Source organism: Lysinibacillus sp. CD3-6 (assembly GCF_006351725.2).
Classification (GTDB): domain Bacteria; phylum Bacillota; class Bacilli; order Bacillales_A; family Planococcaceae; genus Lysinibacillus.
Window position 1 is genome coordinate 4,196,174 of sequence record NZ_CP085880.1, and the last position, 18,521, is coordinate 4,214,694.

An 18,521-nucleotide genomic window follows, 5' to 3' on the forward strand; every position below is an offset into this window, starting at 1 on the left:
GTATTAGCATTAGATATTAATACGATGCAGAAGCAAGCTCCACAAGGGCTTGCTTTTTTTTTTGAAAATTCCCTTATGGACAGTCTACACAGATGTAGGAATTTAATAATTTTACACTTTCTAAAAATGACATTAACATAGGCAAATAGATATACACCTTTAGCAATCTAACAAAAATATAATAATAATGTAAATTAATTATGCCAAAAAACCTTTTTTAGTATTTTCAACAAAAAAATTCTACTTTTCTTATGAAATAGTAATAAAATAAAAAGATAGGACTCGTTCTATAGAAAAAGTTAAAGGATGGAAAAAATGAACCCTTTATTTCAGTTTAAATCAATCAAAGCACGCATTTTAAGTAGATTTATCATTTTATTAGTATTATTTGTGTGTTTTACTACTTATACTTATTTTTCGAACACGAACATGGAGAAACAAGCAAAAGTACTTGTGAAAGAAGATTTAGTTGTTTTAGAAGCAAGTAAAAATTTGTCTATGTCTATAAGTGTACGATTATCTGCAGCTTTAAGTTATGTTGTAACAGGCGATGAAAAATACATAGATACTTTTAATAAGTACCGTCAAATTGCTGAGGATAATAACAGTATCGTGGAGCAATATGAAAAAACAGCAGAACGTGAAGAACTAGTAGTGATGGCACGTGAATGGAGCAACCGTGTTAATAGTGAAGTTTTTGAAGTTTATAAAAAGGGCGACAAACAATTAGCATTAGAAAATTTAACAGCTATGAATGAACTTGTAAATGAAGTTCGTGATGGCTATGAAGAAGTGTCTGATAAACGCTATGACTCGATTACGCAAGTCGGCAATGATGTCGTATCAACAAGTTCAAACAATAAATCAATTGGGTCTGTTGTCAGTCTCATTCTAATTATTGCAGGCATTCTTTTAGCAATTTTTACAGCAAGTCGCATTTCTAAACCCGTTAAAATTGTTTCCAATCGTATGAGAGAATTAGCTGATGGGAATTTGCGACATGATAAGTTTTCAGTTACTAATCAAGATGAGATTGGACAATTAATGCTTTCTGCCAATGACTTGAATGATAAATTACAGGAAACGATTAGCTCTATTCATAATGTTTCTGAAACAGTTGCAGCTAGCAGTGAAGAATTAGCGCAATCTGCTAACGAAGTTCAAACAGGTACAGAACAAATTTCATATACTATGCAAGAGCTGGCTACTGGAACAGAAACACAAGCGTCCACAGCTAGTGATTTAGCAGAAACAATGACAACTTTCCAACGCAACATTCATGAAACAACACAAGAAGGAGCGGAGTTAAAAGAACATTCTGGGCATGTACATGACTTAACAACGTCAGGTAAAAAATTAATGGTCCAATCAACAAAACAAATGGCGACTATTAATGACATTGTTTTAGATTCTGTAAAAAAGGTAGAAGGCTTAAACGAACAGTCTGCTGAAATTTCAAAGCTTGTTTCAGTAATTGATGAGATTTCAAACCAAACGAATTTGCTTGCTTTAAATGCTGCAATTGAAGCAGCACGTGCAGGAGAGCATGGCAAAGGCTTTGCAGTTGTTGCAGATGAGGTACGTAAGCTTGCTGAACAAGTACAATTCTCTGTTACTGATATTTCTACAATTGTTCATCGTATTCAAAATGAAACAGGAAATGTAACGAGTTCTCTACAATCAGGCTACGAGGAAGTTCGAAAAGGTACTGCACAATTAGATCAAACAAATAACACGTTCGATCAAATTTCTCAAGCGATTGAAGATATGAATGACAATATTAATGTCATTTCCAATAACTTAACAAAAATTTCGCAACACTCCGAAATGATTAATGGCTCTATTGATGAAATGGCTTCTATTTCACAAGAATCTGCAGCAGGCGTAGAGCAAACAACTGCAACTGTCGAAGAAACAGCGGCAACAATGGATGAAATTACAAAGAGTGCTAATCAGCTTGCAGAAATGGCTGAAGAGCTAAATACCCAACTACAAAAATTTACTTTATAACAGTTAAAAAGCTATCCGATTTTTTGCGGATAGCTTTTTTTACTGCCAACGCCGAATAGGCACCCTTTCCAACTCATAGCGCTTTATAATAATACTGATTTTTTGAAACCATTGTTCACATAACTCCATTGCTTCTAGATACGAATCATCTTCTTTAGATATTGCATCCTCCAATTCCAAAAAAGCATATTCAATAATCGGAGCAGTAATATTATCTACTACCAATTTTATAGCTAAGTGTGAAATCTCCTCTATTTCCTCCGATTCATCCTCGTCCATATCCTCTTCCTCTCCTAAAGAGCGATGGTCTTCCTCTAGTAAAGATTCATTAAATAATCCATTACTTGTTCTCGCAATAATATGACCGTCTTCCATTATGGCTACTTCATAAATTTCATTAAATTGGACTTCCTTCTTGGTCAACTCCGCTTCCCAATCTTCTTTCATCGCCACTAATAATGTTTTTGTATGCTCATTTAGCAATAACGCCTGTAAACCGTTACTGGCGATTGTGCTATGTGTATGGGGGATATTGTTTAACTCTTCTTCACTTGCTCTTTTTAGCTCTGTCATTAATTTATAAGTATGATATTTCCATTTAATATAACGAATTGTCCCGACTGTGACTAAAGCAATGCCAATTAAAAAATAGGTTTTTTTAATGAGTATAGCTTCCATTGCATTTGCTAAAAACAAATAAATTATACCTAACAATAGTAGAAAGACTGTTTTCATTATTATTCCACCCTCAATATGAATAATAGATAGGAAAATACAACTTTATATTAGAAATCTTATTCAGTCATCTCTCTTTTCATTCTTCATTTAAATAGCTGAACAATACAAAAAAGCAGCAACACGTGATAAAACGTGTCGCTGCTCAGCTAGTAATAAACACTTACCCCTAAATGTTTATTAAAGAAAATCATGTAAATTGTGTTACGAGTAACACAGATGGAATAAAGGATAGAGCAAAAACAAACATATACCATACTGAAGTACGGCGTAATGAAAAACGAACTTTTTTGTGTTCTGCATAAAAAATATCTAACATGATAGCTACTATTAATGGAATACTAATGCAAGAAACAACAATTAAAATAAGATCAAAAAATATCATAAAAGCACCCCTCTGTTCATGAACATTTCTTTTCCCTTTTGTGACAACTTTGTGTCAATTCAAGTGTACACAATTTCGTCACATATTGCAATGGATAAAAGAAAAAAATGGTACTTTTACAATATATTTTTTATTTATGGAATGTTTGTTTCTTAGTCTCTATATTTATATGTTAATCCCTTTAAAAAATTCCTTACAAATCGATCACCGCATTCTTTGTAGTTACGATGGCTAGGATTTCTTAAAATTGCACCGAGTTCCCCTTTCGATACGGACACGCCACCTTCATATAAAATATCCAGCATATCCTCGGTAGTTAAAGCCATTGCAATTTTCACTTTTTTCATTAGCATATTATTCGGGCTTTCATTTCCTGTTACTGCTGGAGGTCCTTCTGGTTGCCCTTGTTTAGATTGTTGGGCACCACGTTTAAATGTAATTAAACCATTTAGAAATGCCTCTACCATTTTGTTATTACATTTGATGTAATTATCAGGAATGTCCTCTTCTGCTTCATCTTTAACTTTTATAAGCATGTTTAATATATCTTCTTTTGAAAACTTCATACCACCTAGCTTAAAAATTTCCACCATATCCGTATTTTTAATATCTAGCGCATATCGTAAACGAATTAAAATATCATTATTCGTCATATCAAAACCTCCTTGATCTTCTAGCTAATCCTTAATTTTAAGAGCCAGGATTTATTATAACAGAGTAAATTGCATTTTTAGCTGCTTTCCTGTTATTCCTAACTATAGTATATAGTTTGCACATTTCCTTCTTTTAAAATGTATGAAAAACATGCTTGCGACCATTCTAATAGCACAAGGAGGTGAGAAAAATGGCTAACAACAATCGAAGTTCAAATAAGCTCCAAGTACCTGGCGTACAAGAAGCTGTCAATCAAATGAAATATGAAATTGCACAAGAATTCGGCGTACAACTTGGGCCAGATGCTTCTTCTCGCGCTAATGGTTCAGTTGGTGGCGAAATCACAAAACGACTAGTAGAAATGGCTGAAAAAAGAGCAAAAGGTTACTAAATTAAAAAAAGTGCCAGTCACTAAAACAATTCTGAATTGTTTTAGTGACTGGCACTTAATTTTATTTTTTACTTTTCTTCGCTCCGTTAATCATAACAATAACGAAGACTAATAAAAGAATAAGTAACGCACCTATAATTACGTATCCGACCATACTAGTTATACCCAAAACGTTGTTGCTCCTTCCCATACGTAAAGTGGAACAAAATTTTTTCGCTATGCATGAAATTGATAAAATTCCACCACTTTAGTTTACCTATTTAAAATACCCTTCTACTTCTATTTCTTCAACTAAACTGCTCTATTACTATAATAATTTTACCAACTACAGCGTTATTTTAATTCACATTAATTTCATTTTTCCCGATAAACGTAAATTATAATCTTTCACTTATACTAAATGGGTATACATTTCCCTTATGAGGTCATAGTTCTCAACGCTTTTCTTTAAAGAACAACACGCCAAACAAACCAATAATGGAGAAAATAACTGGCGCAAAAAATCCATAGTAATAGCCATTAGCTAAATTACCTGTAGTAGATTGAAAATAATCCAATAAATATCCGAAAATAATCGGTAGTAAGACAGCACTTAAAAAACCACCTGTATTCGCAAACCCTGAAACTATACCCGCTTCATTTAACGGGAATGATTGTCGTACAGCCGCAAACGTTAGGGCACTTGCACCGTATCCAAAGCCTATAATAAAAAATAATAGCATGAGCAGAAACAAGGAAGGATACCCTTTGAATAGTAAGAACGAACACCATCCGAGTAAAACGGTAATATGAACGATTATATATGGCTTTTTTATTGTTTCTACCTTACTTGATATCCAACTAGTTAAAGGCGCTCCAATAAGTGCCCCAATAAGACCTACCATAATGAATTGACTTGCATCCGAACGTGTCATGTCATACATATTCGTCCCATATGGTACAGCCCATGAGCTAATAAACCCTACATAGCCACCTACAACACCGAAATGACAAAAAAATAGAGCCCATGCTTGCGGATGTGAAAATATTCTTTTCACTAAAACAAATGGTTTTTCTCGTTGCCCCTCTGCTGTGACCAATACTTGCTCATCCTTAAAAAGTAATTTCGGCTTTTTTACAAGTACAAAATAAAGAACAATGCCACATATACATAATAATAACCCCGCTGAGAAAAATGCTGCTCTCCAACCAAGTAAATCTATCCATGCGGAGAAAGGAACTGTCGCTAATAAAAAACCAAGGCTCCCTGTCATGCCTGCTATGCCAATTAACCGAACAAATTCCTTTCGATAAAACCATTGAGCTAAAATAAGCACCATATTAACCCATATGGTCGCATCCCCTATTCCCGTAAGTATTCTGGAAAAGAATAAGACAAATTCGTGGGTACCAAAACTATAAATAATTGTGCCGAAACCTGTAAGCGTCGCACCAATAATTAAGAAAAAATTCGGGCCATAACGATCAGCTAAAATCCCCATTGGAATTTGCAAACTCGTATATACAAAAAATTGTATACTCGTTAACAAGCCAATCGTTGATGCTGTGACATGAAAATCACGCATTAATTGTTCTGTAATTAATCCAGGAGCTGTTCGCTGACTTGCCATTAACAAATACGTAAACAATACAACAACAAATACAATCCACCTGTATTTGCTATTTTGTTTGTCCATTAAATCTACTCCTATTGGCTTTTACTAAAATATATGAAAAAGTGCCAGTCACTAAAACAATTTAGAATTGTTTTAGTGACTGGCACCGATGTTGTGGATGCTCAGGCAGCATAGAGCCTATCATTTCCTTTACAACAGGGTGATCTGCAGTAAAAAATTGTTGTTTTGATGTATATAAATCGACTAATTGTCCTTTTTCTAATACGCCTAATGTATCACTAATTGCACAGGCAGCTTTAATATCATGTGTAATAAAAAAATAAGATAATCCAAAATCCTTTTTGAGGTCTCTAAGCAACCCTAAAATAAGCGTTTGATTCACCATATCTAAACTACTGACAGATTCGTCCAAAACAATTAGCTTTGGTTTAAGTGAAAGGGCCCTTGCTATATTAATACGTTGCAATTGGCCACCACTAAACTGATGTGGATATTTTTTTAAATCGTTTTCACTAAGCCCTACCCTTTCCAATAATTCAATAACCAATCGCATTTGCTCAGCTATTGTAAGCTTTTCATAATTTTCAAGCGGTTCTGCTATAATACGTTCTGCCGTCATTCGAGGGTTAACGGACGAGTAAGAGTCTTGAAAAACAGCTTGTAAATTTCGGCGAATTTTTCGACGAGTATGCTTATCTGCTGTGTAAATATCATACCCTTGAAACAGTACTTGTCCATATTGTGGCCGTTCCAAACCAAGAATCACCTTTCCTAAAGTACTTTTACCAGCACCACTCGTCCCGAGCATGCCTAAGCAAATGCCCTCATCAATTGAAAGAGATATACTAGAAAGTACTTTTTTAGGACGATTGTTCCACTTGAAAAAGGTGCGGAATTCGAATCCATAGCTATGTGATACATCCTTTACTTGTAATAAACTCATGTTTCACCCCTCTTAAATGTCCATCATTATTCATTCAAGAACCAAACTTATTCATCTAAATGAAAAATTGATCGCGCATTTAATAGCCTCTTCGTGTAGTCAGACTGTGGCTTATTAAATAATTGGAACACATCAGCCTGTTCGACTATTTTGCCGTTTTGCATAACTACTACTTCATCGGCCATTTCTGAAATAACACCTAAATCATGAGAAATTAATAAAATCGCTGAGCCATATTCAGACCGAATTTGATCTAAATGATGCAATACCTTCTTCTGATTGTTTACATCAAGAGCAGTTGTTGGTTCATCTGCAATAATAACGGCTGGGTGTAAGCATGCAGCAGTAGCAATCATCACCCTCTGCAGCATACCGCCACTTAATTGAAAAGGATACAGTTTTAAAATATTTACAGGATTAGGTAAGTTCACATGTTGCAAAGCCTCAATAGCAAGCTCTCTAGCTTGTTTTTTACTCCACTGTGTATGAGAGCGTATTGTTTCAATTAGATGGTGACCGATAGTAAAAACAGGTGTAAAAGCATTCATAGGATTTTGCATAATAAATGCTATATCCTTACCACGTATTTTTCGCATTTCTTTCTCATTTAAGCCATTCAGTTCTCTTCCTTGTAGTGCAACGCTACCAACAATGGTAGTTGTCTTCTTATCCAAAAGCTGAAGAATAGACATACTGGTGATTGTTTTACCGCTTCCACTTTCCCCAACAAGTCCAAGTATTCTCCCGCGATTCAATTCAAAATTTATATCTCGAACGAGGATAGCATCGCCATTTTGGGTTTTAACTTTGACATATAAATTTTTTACATCTAATACCTTGCTTTGTTCAGCTTCCAAACCTTCTCATTCCTTTTTAAAATCTTCGTTTAATACCGTAACGTTCCGCTAAAGCTTCTCCTAATACATTAAAAGTAATTATCACAAGCATAATGCTCAAGCCTGGATACAGCATTAATTCAGGATTTGTCCGAATATATGCTTTGCCCTCATGAATCATCGCTCCCCATTCTGGTAAAGGAGGTTGTACCCCAAAGCCTAAAAAGGATAGCGCCGATATGTCGATAATAGCCCAGCCAATTTCTAATGTACCAATTACTACTAGTGGCGGAAGAACATTAGGAATAATATGCTTTTTAATTATTTTTGGTTGCGAGGAGCCACTAATTTTTGCAGCTGCAATAAAGTTCTGCTCCTTCAGACTAAGGACCATTCCTCGGAAAATTCGGGCGTAATATACCCATTGCACAAGCATTAACGCTAAAATAACTTGTGGTAGACCTGGGCCAAATATGCCCACTAAACCAAGAATAAGAATGAGATTGGGAAATGCCAAAATACCATCACATAATCTCATCAACATATAGTCGATCCATCCGCCCTTATAACCTGAAATGGTTCCTACTATTAAACCAATAACTAATGAAGAAATAAAAATAAGAATAGCAAAGCCCAATGAAATGCGGGCACCATATAATATCCGTGACAAGTTACATCTTCCTAAATGATCTGTTCCTAACGGAAACTTCCAAGATGGTGATTGTAGCTTAAAAGCTAAATTAACCGCAACAGGATCATTTGGTGCTATCCAAGGAGCTAAGATTGCGATAATAAATAGGATAGCTAACATAATTGAACAAATAGTAATTGCTTTCTGATGTTTCAACAATGTACGTATTCTTATTCTCATTGAAGACGCCCTTCTTTCCTTGAAATACGGGGGTCAATATACATTTGAATAAGGTCTACGATTAAATTGCTAATAATAAATAAACAAGCGGCAATTAACACATAGCACTGAATAATCGGTATATCACGATTTAAGATCGCTTCAATAAAATAGCGACCAAACCCTGGCCAAGAAAACACCGTTTCAACGATAATTGCACCAGTTAAAAGTTTTCCAAGATTTATTCCTAATCCAGTAATCATTGGAGAAATCGCAATCCTTAAAACATGCTTTGCCATAATGATTGTTTCTTTTATCCCCCTCGTCCGAGCGAATAATACATATGGCTCCTGTAAATTTTCTAATACACTTGCACGCAACAGCCTTGTATACATCGCCACTAAAGGGACAGCTAATGTAATGGAGGGCAGAACAAGATGCTGCCATGTCCCAATGCCCTCCACTGGAAATAGATTCAGTTTGACAGAAAAGAAAAAAATCAATATATATCCTAGCCAAAAAGAAGGAATCGATGCTCCCATATACGAAAGTAATCGACTAATATAATCAATCACGCTGTTCTTCTTTACACCCGCTAAGAACCCAAGTGGAACACTGCACACCACCGCTATTAATAAACTTCCTAGAGCTAGCTGAATAGTGGCTGGTATTTTAGATGTAACCTCGTCCCAAACAGGCATTTTCGAAACATATGAGTTACCAAAATCCAGCTGAATTATTTTTATAATAGAGTTTATATACTGTTTATAAAATGGTTGATCTAAGCCAAATTCTTGTCTTTTTTGAGCTAATATTTCATCTGTTGGTTGAATATGAGCTGCTGCTAAATACGCCTCAGCAGGATCTACAGGCGAAAGGTGGATCATTCCAGATGTAAGAAGTGTAGCCAAAAGAAAAACGGGAATAATCGACGTAATTCGTTTAAGTATATAAGTACCCATCAAATCCCCCTAGCTCACTATTTAATGCTAATTCCTGTGAATGGGTGCTCGTCTCGATTAGCAGGGAATGTGAAGTCTGAGACGTTCTTTTGATAGACCGCTGTCTGGCTTAAATAGGAAATAGGAACAAGAGCTCCTTGATCTTGTAGAGATGATAAAATAGCTGCGTATAATTGTTGACGCTCTTTTTCATCTGTAGTTTTAGGAACTTCTGTCATTTGTTTTAGCAATTCATCTTTGTTCGGATAAGCAGATATGGCTTCACTAAATCCAAAGCCTTCTGTTGCGACAATATTAATAAATGTATGCGGATCATAAGGAGCACCATAGTTACTAAAGAAATTAATTGCAAAATTATTATCTTTGAATCTTTGAATTTGTTCTGCCAATTCTAGCGGCACAATATTTAATTTCACACCGATGGCAGTCCATTCTGATTGCAGCGTTTCCGCCATTACTTTTTGAATCGTTTCCGCAGAATTGTACATTATTTCCACTTCAAGCTGTTGTCCATCTTTTTCACGAATTGTTTTGCCCTCTGGAAGAATCCAGCCTGCTTCGTCTAATAAAGACTTGGCTTTTTCAACATCATATTGAATCGACTTCACTTCAATGTTGGATGTATACGGAAAATTCGTTGATAAAATACGATCTGCTACTTTTTCTAAACCTGAGGAAATTCCTTCAACCATTAATTCTTTATTAAACCCATAATGTAAAGCCTGGCGAACACGCTCATCAGACAGCTGCTCTACCTTTGTATTCATCACCAATAATCTCGTTGCAACTGGCTCTGAAATACTAGTGTTATATTTACCAGTCGATTGTAATTGTAAGAAGGAATCTAAACTAATAACCCCTTCACCGAAAATTAAATCTACCTCACCTTTTTCAAAGGCAAGTACCCTTGTTTCTGTATCAGGAATGACTTTCACCATTATTTTCTCCACTTTTGGCTTTTCACCCCAATAATTGTCGTTCCGTTTGTACACTGCATACTCATCAACCTTATGTTCATCCAAAATCCACGGGCCAGTACCTATTGCTTGCTCAACACCTTTTGAAGTATCGGAATCTTTCGGGAATCCAGCCTCAGCTAAAAAGCGAACAGGTCGAACGACGGCTAATTCCTGGATTGTTGGATAATACGGCTCGGTTAATGTTATTTGAAACGTATTTTCGTCCTTTACGTCCGTACGCTCTATTTTAGAAAGAAAACCCAACCAACTATGTAATTGGAGATTGTTCATAATCGTATCAAAATTCTTTTTCACAATTTCTGCATTAAAATCTGATCCGTCAGAAAACTTTACGTCTTTACGAAGTTGAAATGTATAAACTTTTCCATCTTCAGACACATCCCACGCCTCGGCAAGATGCGGTTTTAACTCACCACCGCTTTGATAGCTTACTAATGGTTCGTACACCATCGACTGGGCAAATAATTGAGTAGGGTTATAAACATGTGGATTCATTTCACCTACATCTCTTGGCCAAGCCATCGTTAGTATATTTTGTACCTCTTCGCTCTCACCCGTTGCAGGTGTAGTCTCCTCATTAGCTTTTGTACAACCAAACAATACTGTTGACAGCAACAAAATAAACAAAGATGTTAAAAAAACTCCCGATTTATTTATTGCACAAAGCATTAAAATTACCTCCTCATTGATATTGATAATCATTATCAATTATATATTAAAAACGTGATTTTTTTTTGTCAAGAAAAAAAAGGTGCCAGTCACTCAAACAATTCAAAATTGTTTGAGTGACTGGCACACGTTTTATTCAAACCTATCAAGCAATGCGCGTACTTCATCTGTTGTCTTTGTATTCATCAATTGATTTCTTAATTCGCTCGCTCCGCGGAATCCTTTAACATAGATTTTGAAGAAGCGATGTAGTGCTGTAACTGAACGTGGTAGCTCCTCCGAATATTTGTCTTGAAGATCAAGCTGTAATCTTAAAAGATCTAAATATTCCTTACTACTATGTTCTTTCGGCTCTTTTTCAAAAGCAAACGGATTTTTAAAAATACCTCGACCAATCATAACCCCATCAACACCATATTGTTCAACAAGCTTCATGCCCGTTTCACGGTCAGGAATGTCCCCATTGATTGTTAGAAGTGTATTAGGTGCAATATCATCGCGCAATTTCTTTATTTCTGGAATTAGCTCCCAGTGAGCGTCTACTTGACTCATTTCTTTTCTCGTACGAAGATGGATAGAAAGATTGGCAATATCTTGCTTTAAAATATGTGTTAGCCATTCTTTCCACTCATCTACTTCAGTGAAACCTAGTCTTGTTTTTACACTTACAGGCAGGCCGCCCGCTTTAGCTGCTTCGATTAGCTCCGCAGCAACGTCTGGGCGTAAAATTAGACCGCTACCCTTCCCTCTCGTTGCCACATTTGGTACAGGACAGCCCATGTTAATGTCTACGCCTTTGAAGCCTAGCTCTGCCATTCCAATACTCATTTGTCGGAAATATTCAGGATTGTCTCCCCATATATGTGCAACCATTGGCTGTTCATCTTCAGTGAAAAGTAGACGACCTCGCACACTTTTCTGACCCTCAGGATGGCAATAGCTATCCGAGTTAGTAAACTCTGTGAAAAATACATCTGGTCTACCTGCTTTACTTACTACATGACGAAACACGACATCTGTCACATCTTCCATTGGTGCAAGTACAAAAAATGGTCGCGGTAAATCCCGCCAAAAATTATCTGTCATATCCTTCAAATCCTCTCATAATGGGAGACACTATTCCATTCTGCTCCCTATAATGCTTCTACTTGTTACACAGTTATGCCATGTTGTAAGTTCAAGTAGGCAAGTCATTATTATAGTATAACCTAGCTTTTTTAATTTATCTTCACACAGATTCATCTTTAACTAGATTTTCATTTTGATTTATTTTGATACTTAGAAATAAAAGCAGATAGCCAATTAGAAATGCATGTTTGCACTTTTAAACCGTCTGCTTTTTATGCTTTCACGAAAATTAAAATAGGAAGAGCCCCGTGTGTATTCATATAAAAAAGGGCAATTCAAGTAGACGGGAAGATATCCTAAAGCAGTCTTATTATAAACGCTTTAATATCTAATACCTCTTCTTGAACTGCCCTCTAGTCATTATTTAGATTCTACACTCTCATCTTTGCTGTAGTTAAACTTAGACGGATCTACTGGCGTGAATCCTGTAGGTGTATAAAATCTCAATAAATCTCCATTCACTACTTTATCAGATAAGCCTAATTTAAAGTCTACTTCTTTTTTCATAGCTTTCGCAGACTCTAATTGACTATCATCTAATAGTAAACCTGTTTTGTTATCATAATATTTTTCATTAATTGAATAAATCGAAGGACTTACAAAATCACCATTTCTAAATGGTACAATTTCATTGTGCTCTTCTGATAATAAGTCTGAACCAAATTGAACATAGTTTTGCGTATCAATTCCAAGTAAGTGTAATAATGTTGGAAGAAGGTCAGTTTGTCCACCATAAGTATGGTTTGTTTCACCTTGCATTCCTGGAACATGAATGAATAGTGGTACGCGTTGTAAATTAGCACTTTCATATGGTGTAATTTCTTTACCCATAACTTGTTCCATCGCCGCATTATGATTATCTGAAATACCATAATGGTCCCCATAAAGAACAATCATCGTATTATCGTATAAGCCTGATTCTTTTAGTTGATTGAACATCTGCTCGATTGCTTCATCTGCATAACGTGCAGTTTGGAAATAATTATCTACACTTGCATCTCCAGTAGTAGCTTTATCGATTGTTACTAAGTCTTGATTCATTTTATATGGATAGTGATTCCCTACCGTAATTAACTTTGTATAAAACGGTTGTGGTAAAGAACTTAAAAGACTTTGAGATTGTTCAAAGAATGGTTTATCTAATAAACCATATTCAGCCATGTTATCTGAAGAGGCTGTATCATAATAACTAGCATCATAAAATTTATCGAATCCAAATGATTTATAAATGACATTTCGGTTCCAGAAGCTTCCGTTGTTGCCGTGGAAGACAGCTGAAGTATAACCATAATTTTTTAAAATACTTGGTGCTGCTTGGTACGTATTTTGTGCTTTCGTAATATAAGCAGAACCTTGTGGTAATCCGAATAAAGAGTTTTCTAACATAAATTCCGCATCAGACGTTTTACCTTGTCCTGTTTGATGAAAGAAATTATCAAAGTACAATGTATTTTGATCTTTTGCTAATGAATTTAAAAATGGTGTAACTTCTTGACCATTTAATTTATAGTCGATTAGGAAGTTTTGGAATGATTCTAAATGTAAATAGATAACGTTCATTCCTTTTGCCGCACCAAAATATTTTGGATTAGGGTTGGCATAGTTAGACTTTGTATAGTTAATTACTTCTGTAATATCACTACTATCTGCCAATGCTCTCTCTGAAGATGCTTTCATCGTTTCTACTGTGTCATAAATAGTGTAGTTATACATTCCTAGATATTTCACAATATAGTTTCTATCAAAACCACGAGATAACAGTTGCGGACGACTAGATTCCGCTAATCCTAAATTTACAACTGATACAACTAACGCAAAAGCAATAATTGCGAATGCTTTTTTGTATTCAACACGAGTTGTTTCTTTTTCTACTTTTCTTGAGAAACGTAGGAATATCATGACCAATACATCGACAAAGAACAAAATATCATAAGGTTTTAATAAAGAAAGAATACTACCACCTAAATCGCCAAAGTTCTGTGTTTGGAAGATTGTCGGTAATGTAATGAAATCACTAAAGAATCTGTAATAAACAACATTTGCATATAAAAGAATAGACATAAGCGTGTAAATTACAACGAGTGAAGTATATTTTTTCTTTCCTTTAAATAAAAATGAGAACCCTAGGAATAGCATTGCTGAACCTAGCGGATTTAATAGTAAAAGGAAATGTTGAAGTGCTCCTTCTACACCTAAATCAAATTGTGCTGTTTGAGCGATGTATGTTTTAACCCATAACATTAAAACAGCTAATATATAAATCCCTAAAAATTTGTTTAATAAGTTTTTACTTACTAGATTTTTCATTTTTGCACCTACCTATTACTTATTTAAAATTAATCCAGATTAGATTATAAGTATAAATTTCGGAAAATTATTACTTCACTATAGCTTTTTTTCGGCGGCTAATGTATAATACTCCCGTTTTCATACTTCTGTCAAGTTGTAGACGATATTGCAAGTGAATAAGTTTCGTCCCTCACTATTACTGGAAAGCCTGCCATAAAAACACCCCGCAAACGTTAGTTTTTACTAACATTTGCGGGGGTAAATTTCCCTTTTCATCTCGCTTAAATTCAACCACTCCACAGCCTCATACTATGTGTTGGTAGTTTCAGTTGGTCAAATTCCTGCTATAGTAAAACTGAGCTTTTTTTATCATCAAATAATTTTTCTACGGGTAATTACGTTTTTCACAATTCATATATTAAACAGCAGCATATGGGATAATGAAAAAAGATTAAAGACACGCTCTTCCTTGAGCACATCTTTAATCTTTAAAATTTCTCTCTATTTTTTTTCCTTATCGTATAAAATCTCTTCAGCAAATTGTGCTAATTGTTGAGCTTTCAAGCTTATTTCTTGAATCGTTGAAGAAAACTCGTAGATTGAACCCGATTGCGTATCTGTTAATGTGTTGACTTCTGCAAATGATTGATTTAACACTTTTAGAAGCTGTTGAATATTTTTTGTAATATGATTAATTTGATCTGCATTTTGCTTCGAATTTGTAGCAAGCTTACGTATTTCATCGGCCACTACTGCAAATCCTTTACCCTGTTCGCCTGCACGTGCAGCCTCAATTGCCGCATTTAAACCTAATAAATTACTCTGATCTGAAATTCCTTTGACTACAGAAGAAATCTGACCAATTTCCTCCGCACTTGAACTCACATCTTTCATTGAAGAGGTCATATCTTTCACGCGGTCGGATAAATTGCCTACTGAGCCACTAATTTCTTCAATAGAAGCGGCCGTTTGCTCTACAATCGCAGAGAAACTTTCAGCCATTTCAAATAGTTTATGAGCTTTTTCCAAACTTGTTCCAATGCCTACCCCACCAATTACTTTCCCAGTACTATCGTGAAGCGGGATAGCTCTTGCAACAAGTGGGAAGCCGAATAATTCTTTCGGTATAACTGCTGATAAAGATTTATTCGCTTTAATCGCATTTGTGATGACATCACCTTCAACAAGTGGATCCCCTGGCGTAACATTTAAAGCGAATGTCTTCGCTGGAATATTAATGATTAGTTTCTCAGTATCGTAAATGCCTACCGTAATATCGTCTTGAATAAGCCCGTTTAACAAAGGAGCTACTTTAATAAACGCACTAATTACATCTGCTTCTTGCATATTTTCCGACCCCTTTGTCCTTAATAAGGTAAAATTCTTTTGCTATAGTTTACAGAAATCCATTTTAAAGTTGTAAACTCCTCAAGGCTCCATTCTCCGTTTAAGCGACCGATACCTGATTGTTTTTCGCCACCAAATGCAACATTTGGTTCATCATTGATTGTTAAATCATTTACATGAATCATACCTGTATGTACTTTCTTAGCCATTTCTACACCACGTTCAAGGTTAGCCGTATGAATTGCACCGCTTAACCCAAAACGAGTATCATTTGCGATTTGAATAGCTTCTTCTTCCGTTTCGAATGGAATAACACAAACAACTGGGCCAAATAGCTCTTCTTGTGCCACACTCATGTCTGTTGTTACATCTGCTAAAATCGTTGGCTCTACCATTCTACCTTTAATATTACCTTTAATAACGGCTTTCGCACCTTCAGCAATGCCTTTTTCAATCATTGCTTCTAGGTTAGCTGCTTGGCGATCATTAATGACTGGGCCAATGATTGTTTCAGGATCTCTTGGATCACCAACTTTCAGTGAAGAAACTTTCGCTACATACTTGTCAAGGAACTCATTGTAGATCGATTTCTGCACTAAAATGCGGTTTGCTGACATACAAATTTGCCCTTGGTGTGTGAATCGACTAAATGTCGCAGCACCAACTGCGTAATCCATATCTGCATCTTCTAATACGATAAATGCACTATTGCCACCTAACTCTAATAATGGCTTTTTGAAATTTTTAATCGCTACTTGACCAATGTAACTTCCTACCTTTGTTGAGCCTGTGAAGGAAATAATTCTTGGAATTGGATGCTCAACAAATGCATCCCCGATTTCATTAATATCCGTTACAACAACATTCATTAATCCTTTTGGGACACCAGCTTCTTCAAAAATCTTTCCAATTAATGTTCCACCTGTAATAGGTGTATCTTCATGAGGTTTTAATACAACAGCGTTCCCAGCACCTAATGCAGGTGCTACAGATTTCATCGATAAAAAGAATGGGAAGTTAAATGGACTAATGACGCCAACAACGCCTGCTGGAATGCGATAAAGTCTGTTTTCTACATCATCGATTGTTGAAGGTAAAATCTTACCTTCCATGCGAATTGGGAAAGTTGCAGCCTCTTTAATAATATTCTTAACAAGACCAATTTCAAAAGCAGCCTTTAATCTTGTCCCACCTAATTCATCCATAATAATCGATGTAATGGCCTCTTCGTTTTCTTCAATATATTTCACTGCATTTTCAAGAATATCACGCTTTTTATATGGGTTTACTTTATCCCATTCTTGCTTCGCTTGTTGCGCGGCTTGATATGCATAATCAATATCAGAAACGTTTGCTAATTTAAATTCTGTTATGACTTCATCTGAATAGGGATTTATGTCATGTAAAAGGCTATTACTTTGTCCTTCTCTCCATTCCCCACCTATAAATTGATTTCCTAAATTTTTAATATCCATTTTATAACCTCCAAGTTTAATCGACGTGTGTAATACAAATATCGACAAATATTTAGAAAAATTTATAAAATAAAAAAATTTTTGTAGGTTTTTCTTTCTAATTACAGCTTACTCATATTATGCTTTGTCCCTATTTTTAAAATTCCCCATCTACAAAAAGGACCTTATCGTTTTAAATTTTTTTCTTTATATAATCTGTTTTACTCATTACATTTGACCCAAAGTCCTCAAATTGGTAATGAAAGGCGCTCCTTACTCATCTTACCGATAGCCCAAAATAGCTCCGTCTCCGTACATACGGCGAATATCTGACTATCTGTATTTATTGTTAGTTAGCATTTATTTCAGTATTTCGATGCCTCGCTAAAACAATTTAAAAAAGAGAAAGGTGAAATTGAACGTAGTCAATTTCACCTTTCTTACTATTGGAGATTGCTATCGTAGCTCTCCACCATAATTAGTATTTATAAGATTGTCCACCATCGATTGGCACTACAACACCATTAATGAAGTTTGCTTGGTTTGAAAGAAGGAAGGCAACTAAGTAACCAACTTCTTCTGGTTTACCGAAGCGGCGCATTGGGTTTGGTTTAACGAATTCTTTCCCTACCTCTTCCCAATTATCTCCACCAATTTGACGTAAAGAGCCCTCAACCATTGGTGTCATTATGGCACCTGGTGCGATTGCTTTAATTGAAACGCCAAATTGTCCATATTCGATTGCCGAGTTACGTGTTAATCCGACAACACCATGTTTAGACGCTGCGTAGCCTGATTGATTTCCAACACCGCGAATACCGCCTACAGATGCTGTATTGACAATTGACCCTGATCCTTGTTCTTTCATTACTTTTAAAACGTATTTCATACCGTAGAAAACACCATTTAAGTTAATTGACACAACTTTTTGGAACTCATCAATCCCAAAGTCTTCTGTTAAATTTTGTTTTCCTTCGATACCTGCATTGTTAAAGAAACCGTCAATTTTGCCGAACTTCTCAACAGTCGCATCAACAAAATCTTTGACAGCATTTTCATCTGCTACGTTTGCTGCAATTAATAACAGTTCAGCCTGTGGTGAAACGGCTAACACTTTTTCTTCAGTTTCTTTTAAACCTGCTTCATTCAAGTCGACTAATACTAGTTTAGCACCTTCTTCTGCTAATTGAAGTGTCGCTGCTTGTCCAAGACCAGATCCTGCACCTGTTACGATGACTACTTTCTCTTCAAAACGTTTCATATTATTTTCCT

At 35.6% G+C, this 18,521-nt stretch carries 16 protein-coding genes; 2 read left to right on the forward strand and 14 right to left on the reverse strand.

Annotation, left to right across the window (positions count from 1 at the left end):
• Positions 1-315: 315 nt before the first annotated feature.
• Positions 316-2,010 carry a methyl-accepting chemotaxis protein gene (locus tag FH508_RS20880; protein WP_173479613.1) on the forward strand — a complete coding sequence of 565 codons (1,695 nt, stop codon included), beginning with the start codon at positions 316-318 and terminating at the stop codon, positions 2,008-2,010.
• A 39-nt stretch (positions 2,011-2,049) separates the two neighbouring features.
• Here the strand turns inward: FH508_RS20880 and FH508_RS20885 are convergent, their stop codons facing one another.
• From FH508_RS20885 to FH508_RS20895, 3 genes are all read right to left on the reverse strand, one after another.
• Entirely contained in the window at positions 2,050-2,745 is a 696-nt protein-coding gene (locus tag FH508_RS20885; RefSeq protein ID WP_173479614.1) for a hypothetical protein, read from the reverse strand.
• Positions 2,746-2,935: 190 nt separating this feature from the next.
• On the reverse strand, positions 2,936-3,130 hold the full coding sequence (locus tag FH508_RS20890; protein ID WP_173479615.1) for a hypothetical protein: 195 nt from the start codon (positions 3,128-3,130) through the stop codon (positions 2,936-2,938).
• A 152-nt stretch (positions 3,131-3,282) separates the two neighbouring features.
• Complete coding sequence (locus tag FH508_RS20895; protein ID WP_173479616.1) at positions 3,283-3,783, reverse strand: YehS family protein; 501 nt, start codon at positions 3,781-3,783, stop codon at positions 3,283-3,285.
• A gap of 191 nt (positions 3,784-3,974) precedes the next feature.
• On the opposite strand from FH508_RS20895, the gene FH508_RS20900 reads away from it, so the two are divergent.
• Positions 3,975-4,175: an alpha/beta-type small acid-soluble spore protein gene (locus FH508_RS20900; RefSeq protein WP_173479617.1), complete on the forward strand. Its 201-nt coding sequence runs from the start codon at positions 3,975-3,977 to the stop codon at positions 4,173-4,175.
• 434 nt (positions 4,176-4,609) lie between these two features.
• On the opposite strand, the gene FH508_RS20905 is transcribed toward FH508_RS20900, so the two are convergent.
• From FH508_RS20905 to FH508_RS20955, 11 genes are all read right to left on the reverse strand, one after another.
• Positions 4,610-5,851 (reverse strand): MFS transporter, encoded by a 1,242-nt coding sequence (locus FH508_RS20905; protein ID WP_173479618.1) that lies wholly within the window; start codon positions 5,849-5,851, stop codon positions 4,610-4,612.
• Between the two features lie 61 nt (positions 5,852-5,912).
• Positions 5,913-6,734 carry a nickel import ATP-binding protein NikE gene (gene nikE / locus FH508_RS20910; RefSeq protein WP_173479619.1) on the reverse strand — a complete coding sequence of 274 codons (822 nt, stop codon included), beginning with the start codon at positions 6,732-6,734 and terminating at the stop codon, positions 5,913-5,915.
• 47 nt (positions 6,735-6,781) lie between these two features.
• Positions 6,782-7,591 (reverse strand): nickel import ATP-binding protein NikD, encoded by an 810-nt coding sequence (gene nikD / locus FH508_RS20915; RefSeq protein WP_173479620.1) that lies wholly within the window; start codon positions 7,589-7,591, stop codon positions 6,782-6,784.
• 16 nt (positions 7,592-7,607) lie between these two features.
• Complete coding sequence (gene nikC / locus FH508_RS20920) at positions 7,608-8,441, reverse strand: nickel ABC transporter permease subunit NikC (RefSeq protein WP_173479621.1); 834 nt, start codon at positions 8,439-8,441, stop codon at positions 7,608-7,610.
• A complete protein-coding gene (nikB, locus tag FH508_RS20925) occupies positions 8,438-9,382 on the reverse strand; it encodes a nickel ABC transporter permease subunit NikB (RefSeq protein WP_173479622.1) in 945 nt (314 codons plus the stop codon). Before nikB ends, nikC begins: the two co-directional genes overlap by 4 nt.
• 17 nt (positions 9,383-9,399) lie before the next feature.
• The gene (nikA, locus tag FH508_RS20930) at positions 9,400-11,031 is read right to left on the reverse strand and encodes a nickel ABC transporter substrate-binding protein (protein WP_173479623.1); all 1,632 of its coding nucleotides are present in this window, start codon (positions 11,029-11,031) and stop codon (positions 9,400-9,402) included.
• A gap of 132 nt (positions 11,032-11,163) precedes the next feature.
• Complete coding sequence (locus tag FH508_RS20935; protein WP_139860058.1) at positions 11,164-12,117, reverse strand: tRNA dihydrouridine synthase; 954 nt, start codon at positions 12,115-12,117, stop codon at positions 11,164-11,166.
• A gap of 402 nt (positions 12,118-12,519) precedes the next feature.
• Complete coding sequence (locus tag FH508_RS20940; protein ID WP_173479624.1) at positions 12,520-14,466, reverse strand: lipoteichoic acid synthase; 1,947 nt, start codon at positions 14,464-14,466, stop codon at positions 12,520-12,522.
• A gap of 483 nt (positions 14,467-14,949) precedes the next feature.
• Entirely contained in the window at positions 14,950-15,795 is an 846-nt protein-coding gene (locus FH508_RS24065) for a methyl-accepting chemotaxis protein (protein ID WP_173479625.1), read from the reverse strand.
• Between the two features lie 20 nt (positions 15,796-15,815).
• On the reverse strand, positions 15,816-17,270 hold the full coding sequence (locus FH508_RS20950) for a benzaldehyde dehydrogenase (protein ID WP_173479626.1): 1,455 nt from the start codon (positions 17,268-17,270) through the stop codon (positions 15,816-15,818).
• A gap of 457 nt (positions 17,271-17,727) precedes the next feature.
• Positions 17,728-18,510 (reverse strand): glucose 1-dehydrogenase, encoded by a 783-nt coding sequence (locus tag FH508_RS20955; protein ID WP_173479627.1) that lies wholly within the window; start codon positions 18,508-18,510, stop codon positions 17,728-17,730.
• Positions 18,511-18,521 lie beyond the last annotated feature (11 nt).

Bases quoted from the DNA above. Each gene is read 5' to 3' on its own strand.
- FH508_RS20880 (WP_173479613.1), top strand. From the start codon at position 316: ATGAACCCTTTATTTCAGTTTAAATCAATCAAAGCACGCATTTTAAGT.
- FH508_RS20885 (WP_173479614.1), bottom strand. From the start codon at position 2,745: ATGAAAACAGTCTTTCTACTATTGTTAGGTATAATTTATTTGTTTTTA.
- FH508_RS20890 (WP_173479615.1), bottom strand. From the start codon at position 3,130: ATGATATTTTTTGATCTTATTTTAATTGTTGTTTCTTGCATTAGTATT.
- FH508_RS20895 (WP_173479616.1), bottom strand. From the start codon at position 3,783: ATGACGAATAATGATATTTTAATTCGTTTACGATATGCGCTAGATATT.
- FH508_RS20900 (WP_173479617.1), top strand. From the start codon at position 3,975: ATGGCTAACAACAATCGAAGTTCAAATAAGCTCCAAGTACCTGGCGTA.
- FH508_RS20905 (WP_173479618.1), bottom strand. From the start codon at position 5,851: ATGGACAAACAAAATAGCAAATACAGGTGGATTGTATTTGTTGTTGTA.
- nikE (WP_173479619.1), bottom strand. From the start codon at position 6,734: ATGAGTTTATTACAAGTAAAGGATGTATCACATAGCTATGGATTCGAA.
- nikC (WP_173479621.1), bottom strand. From the start codon at position 8,441: ATGAGAATAAGAATACGTACATTGTTGAAACATCAGAAAGCAATTACT.
- nikB (WP_173479622.1), bottom strand. From the start codon at position 9,382: ATGGGTACTTATATACTTAAACGAATTACGTCGATTATTCCCGTTTTT.
- nikA (WP_173479623.1), bottom strand. From the start codon at position 11,031: ATGCTTTGTGCAATAAATAAATCGGGAGTTTTTTTAACATCTTTGTTT.
- FH508_RS20935 (WP_139860058.1), bottom strand. From the start codon at position 12,117: ATGACAGATAATTTTTGGCGGGATTTACCGCGACCATTTTTTGTACTT.
- FH508_RS20940 (WP_173479624.1), bottom strand. From the start codon at position 14,466: ATGAAAAATCTAGTAAGTAAAAACTTATTAAACAAATTTTTAGGGATT.
- FH508_RS24065 (WP_173479625.1), bottom strand. From the start codon at position 15,795: ATGCAAGAAGCAGATGTAATTAGTGCGTTTATTAAAGTAGCTCCTTTG.
- FH508_RS20950 (WP_173479626.1), bottom strand. From the start codon at position 17,270: ATGGATATTAAAAATTTAGGAAATCAATTTATAGGTGGGGAATGGAGA.
- FH508_RS20955 (WP_173479627.1), bottom strand. From the start codon at position 18,510: ATGAAACGTTTTGAAGAGAAAGTAGTCATCGTAACAGGTGCAGGATCT.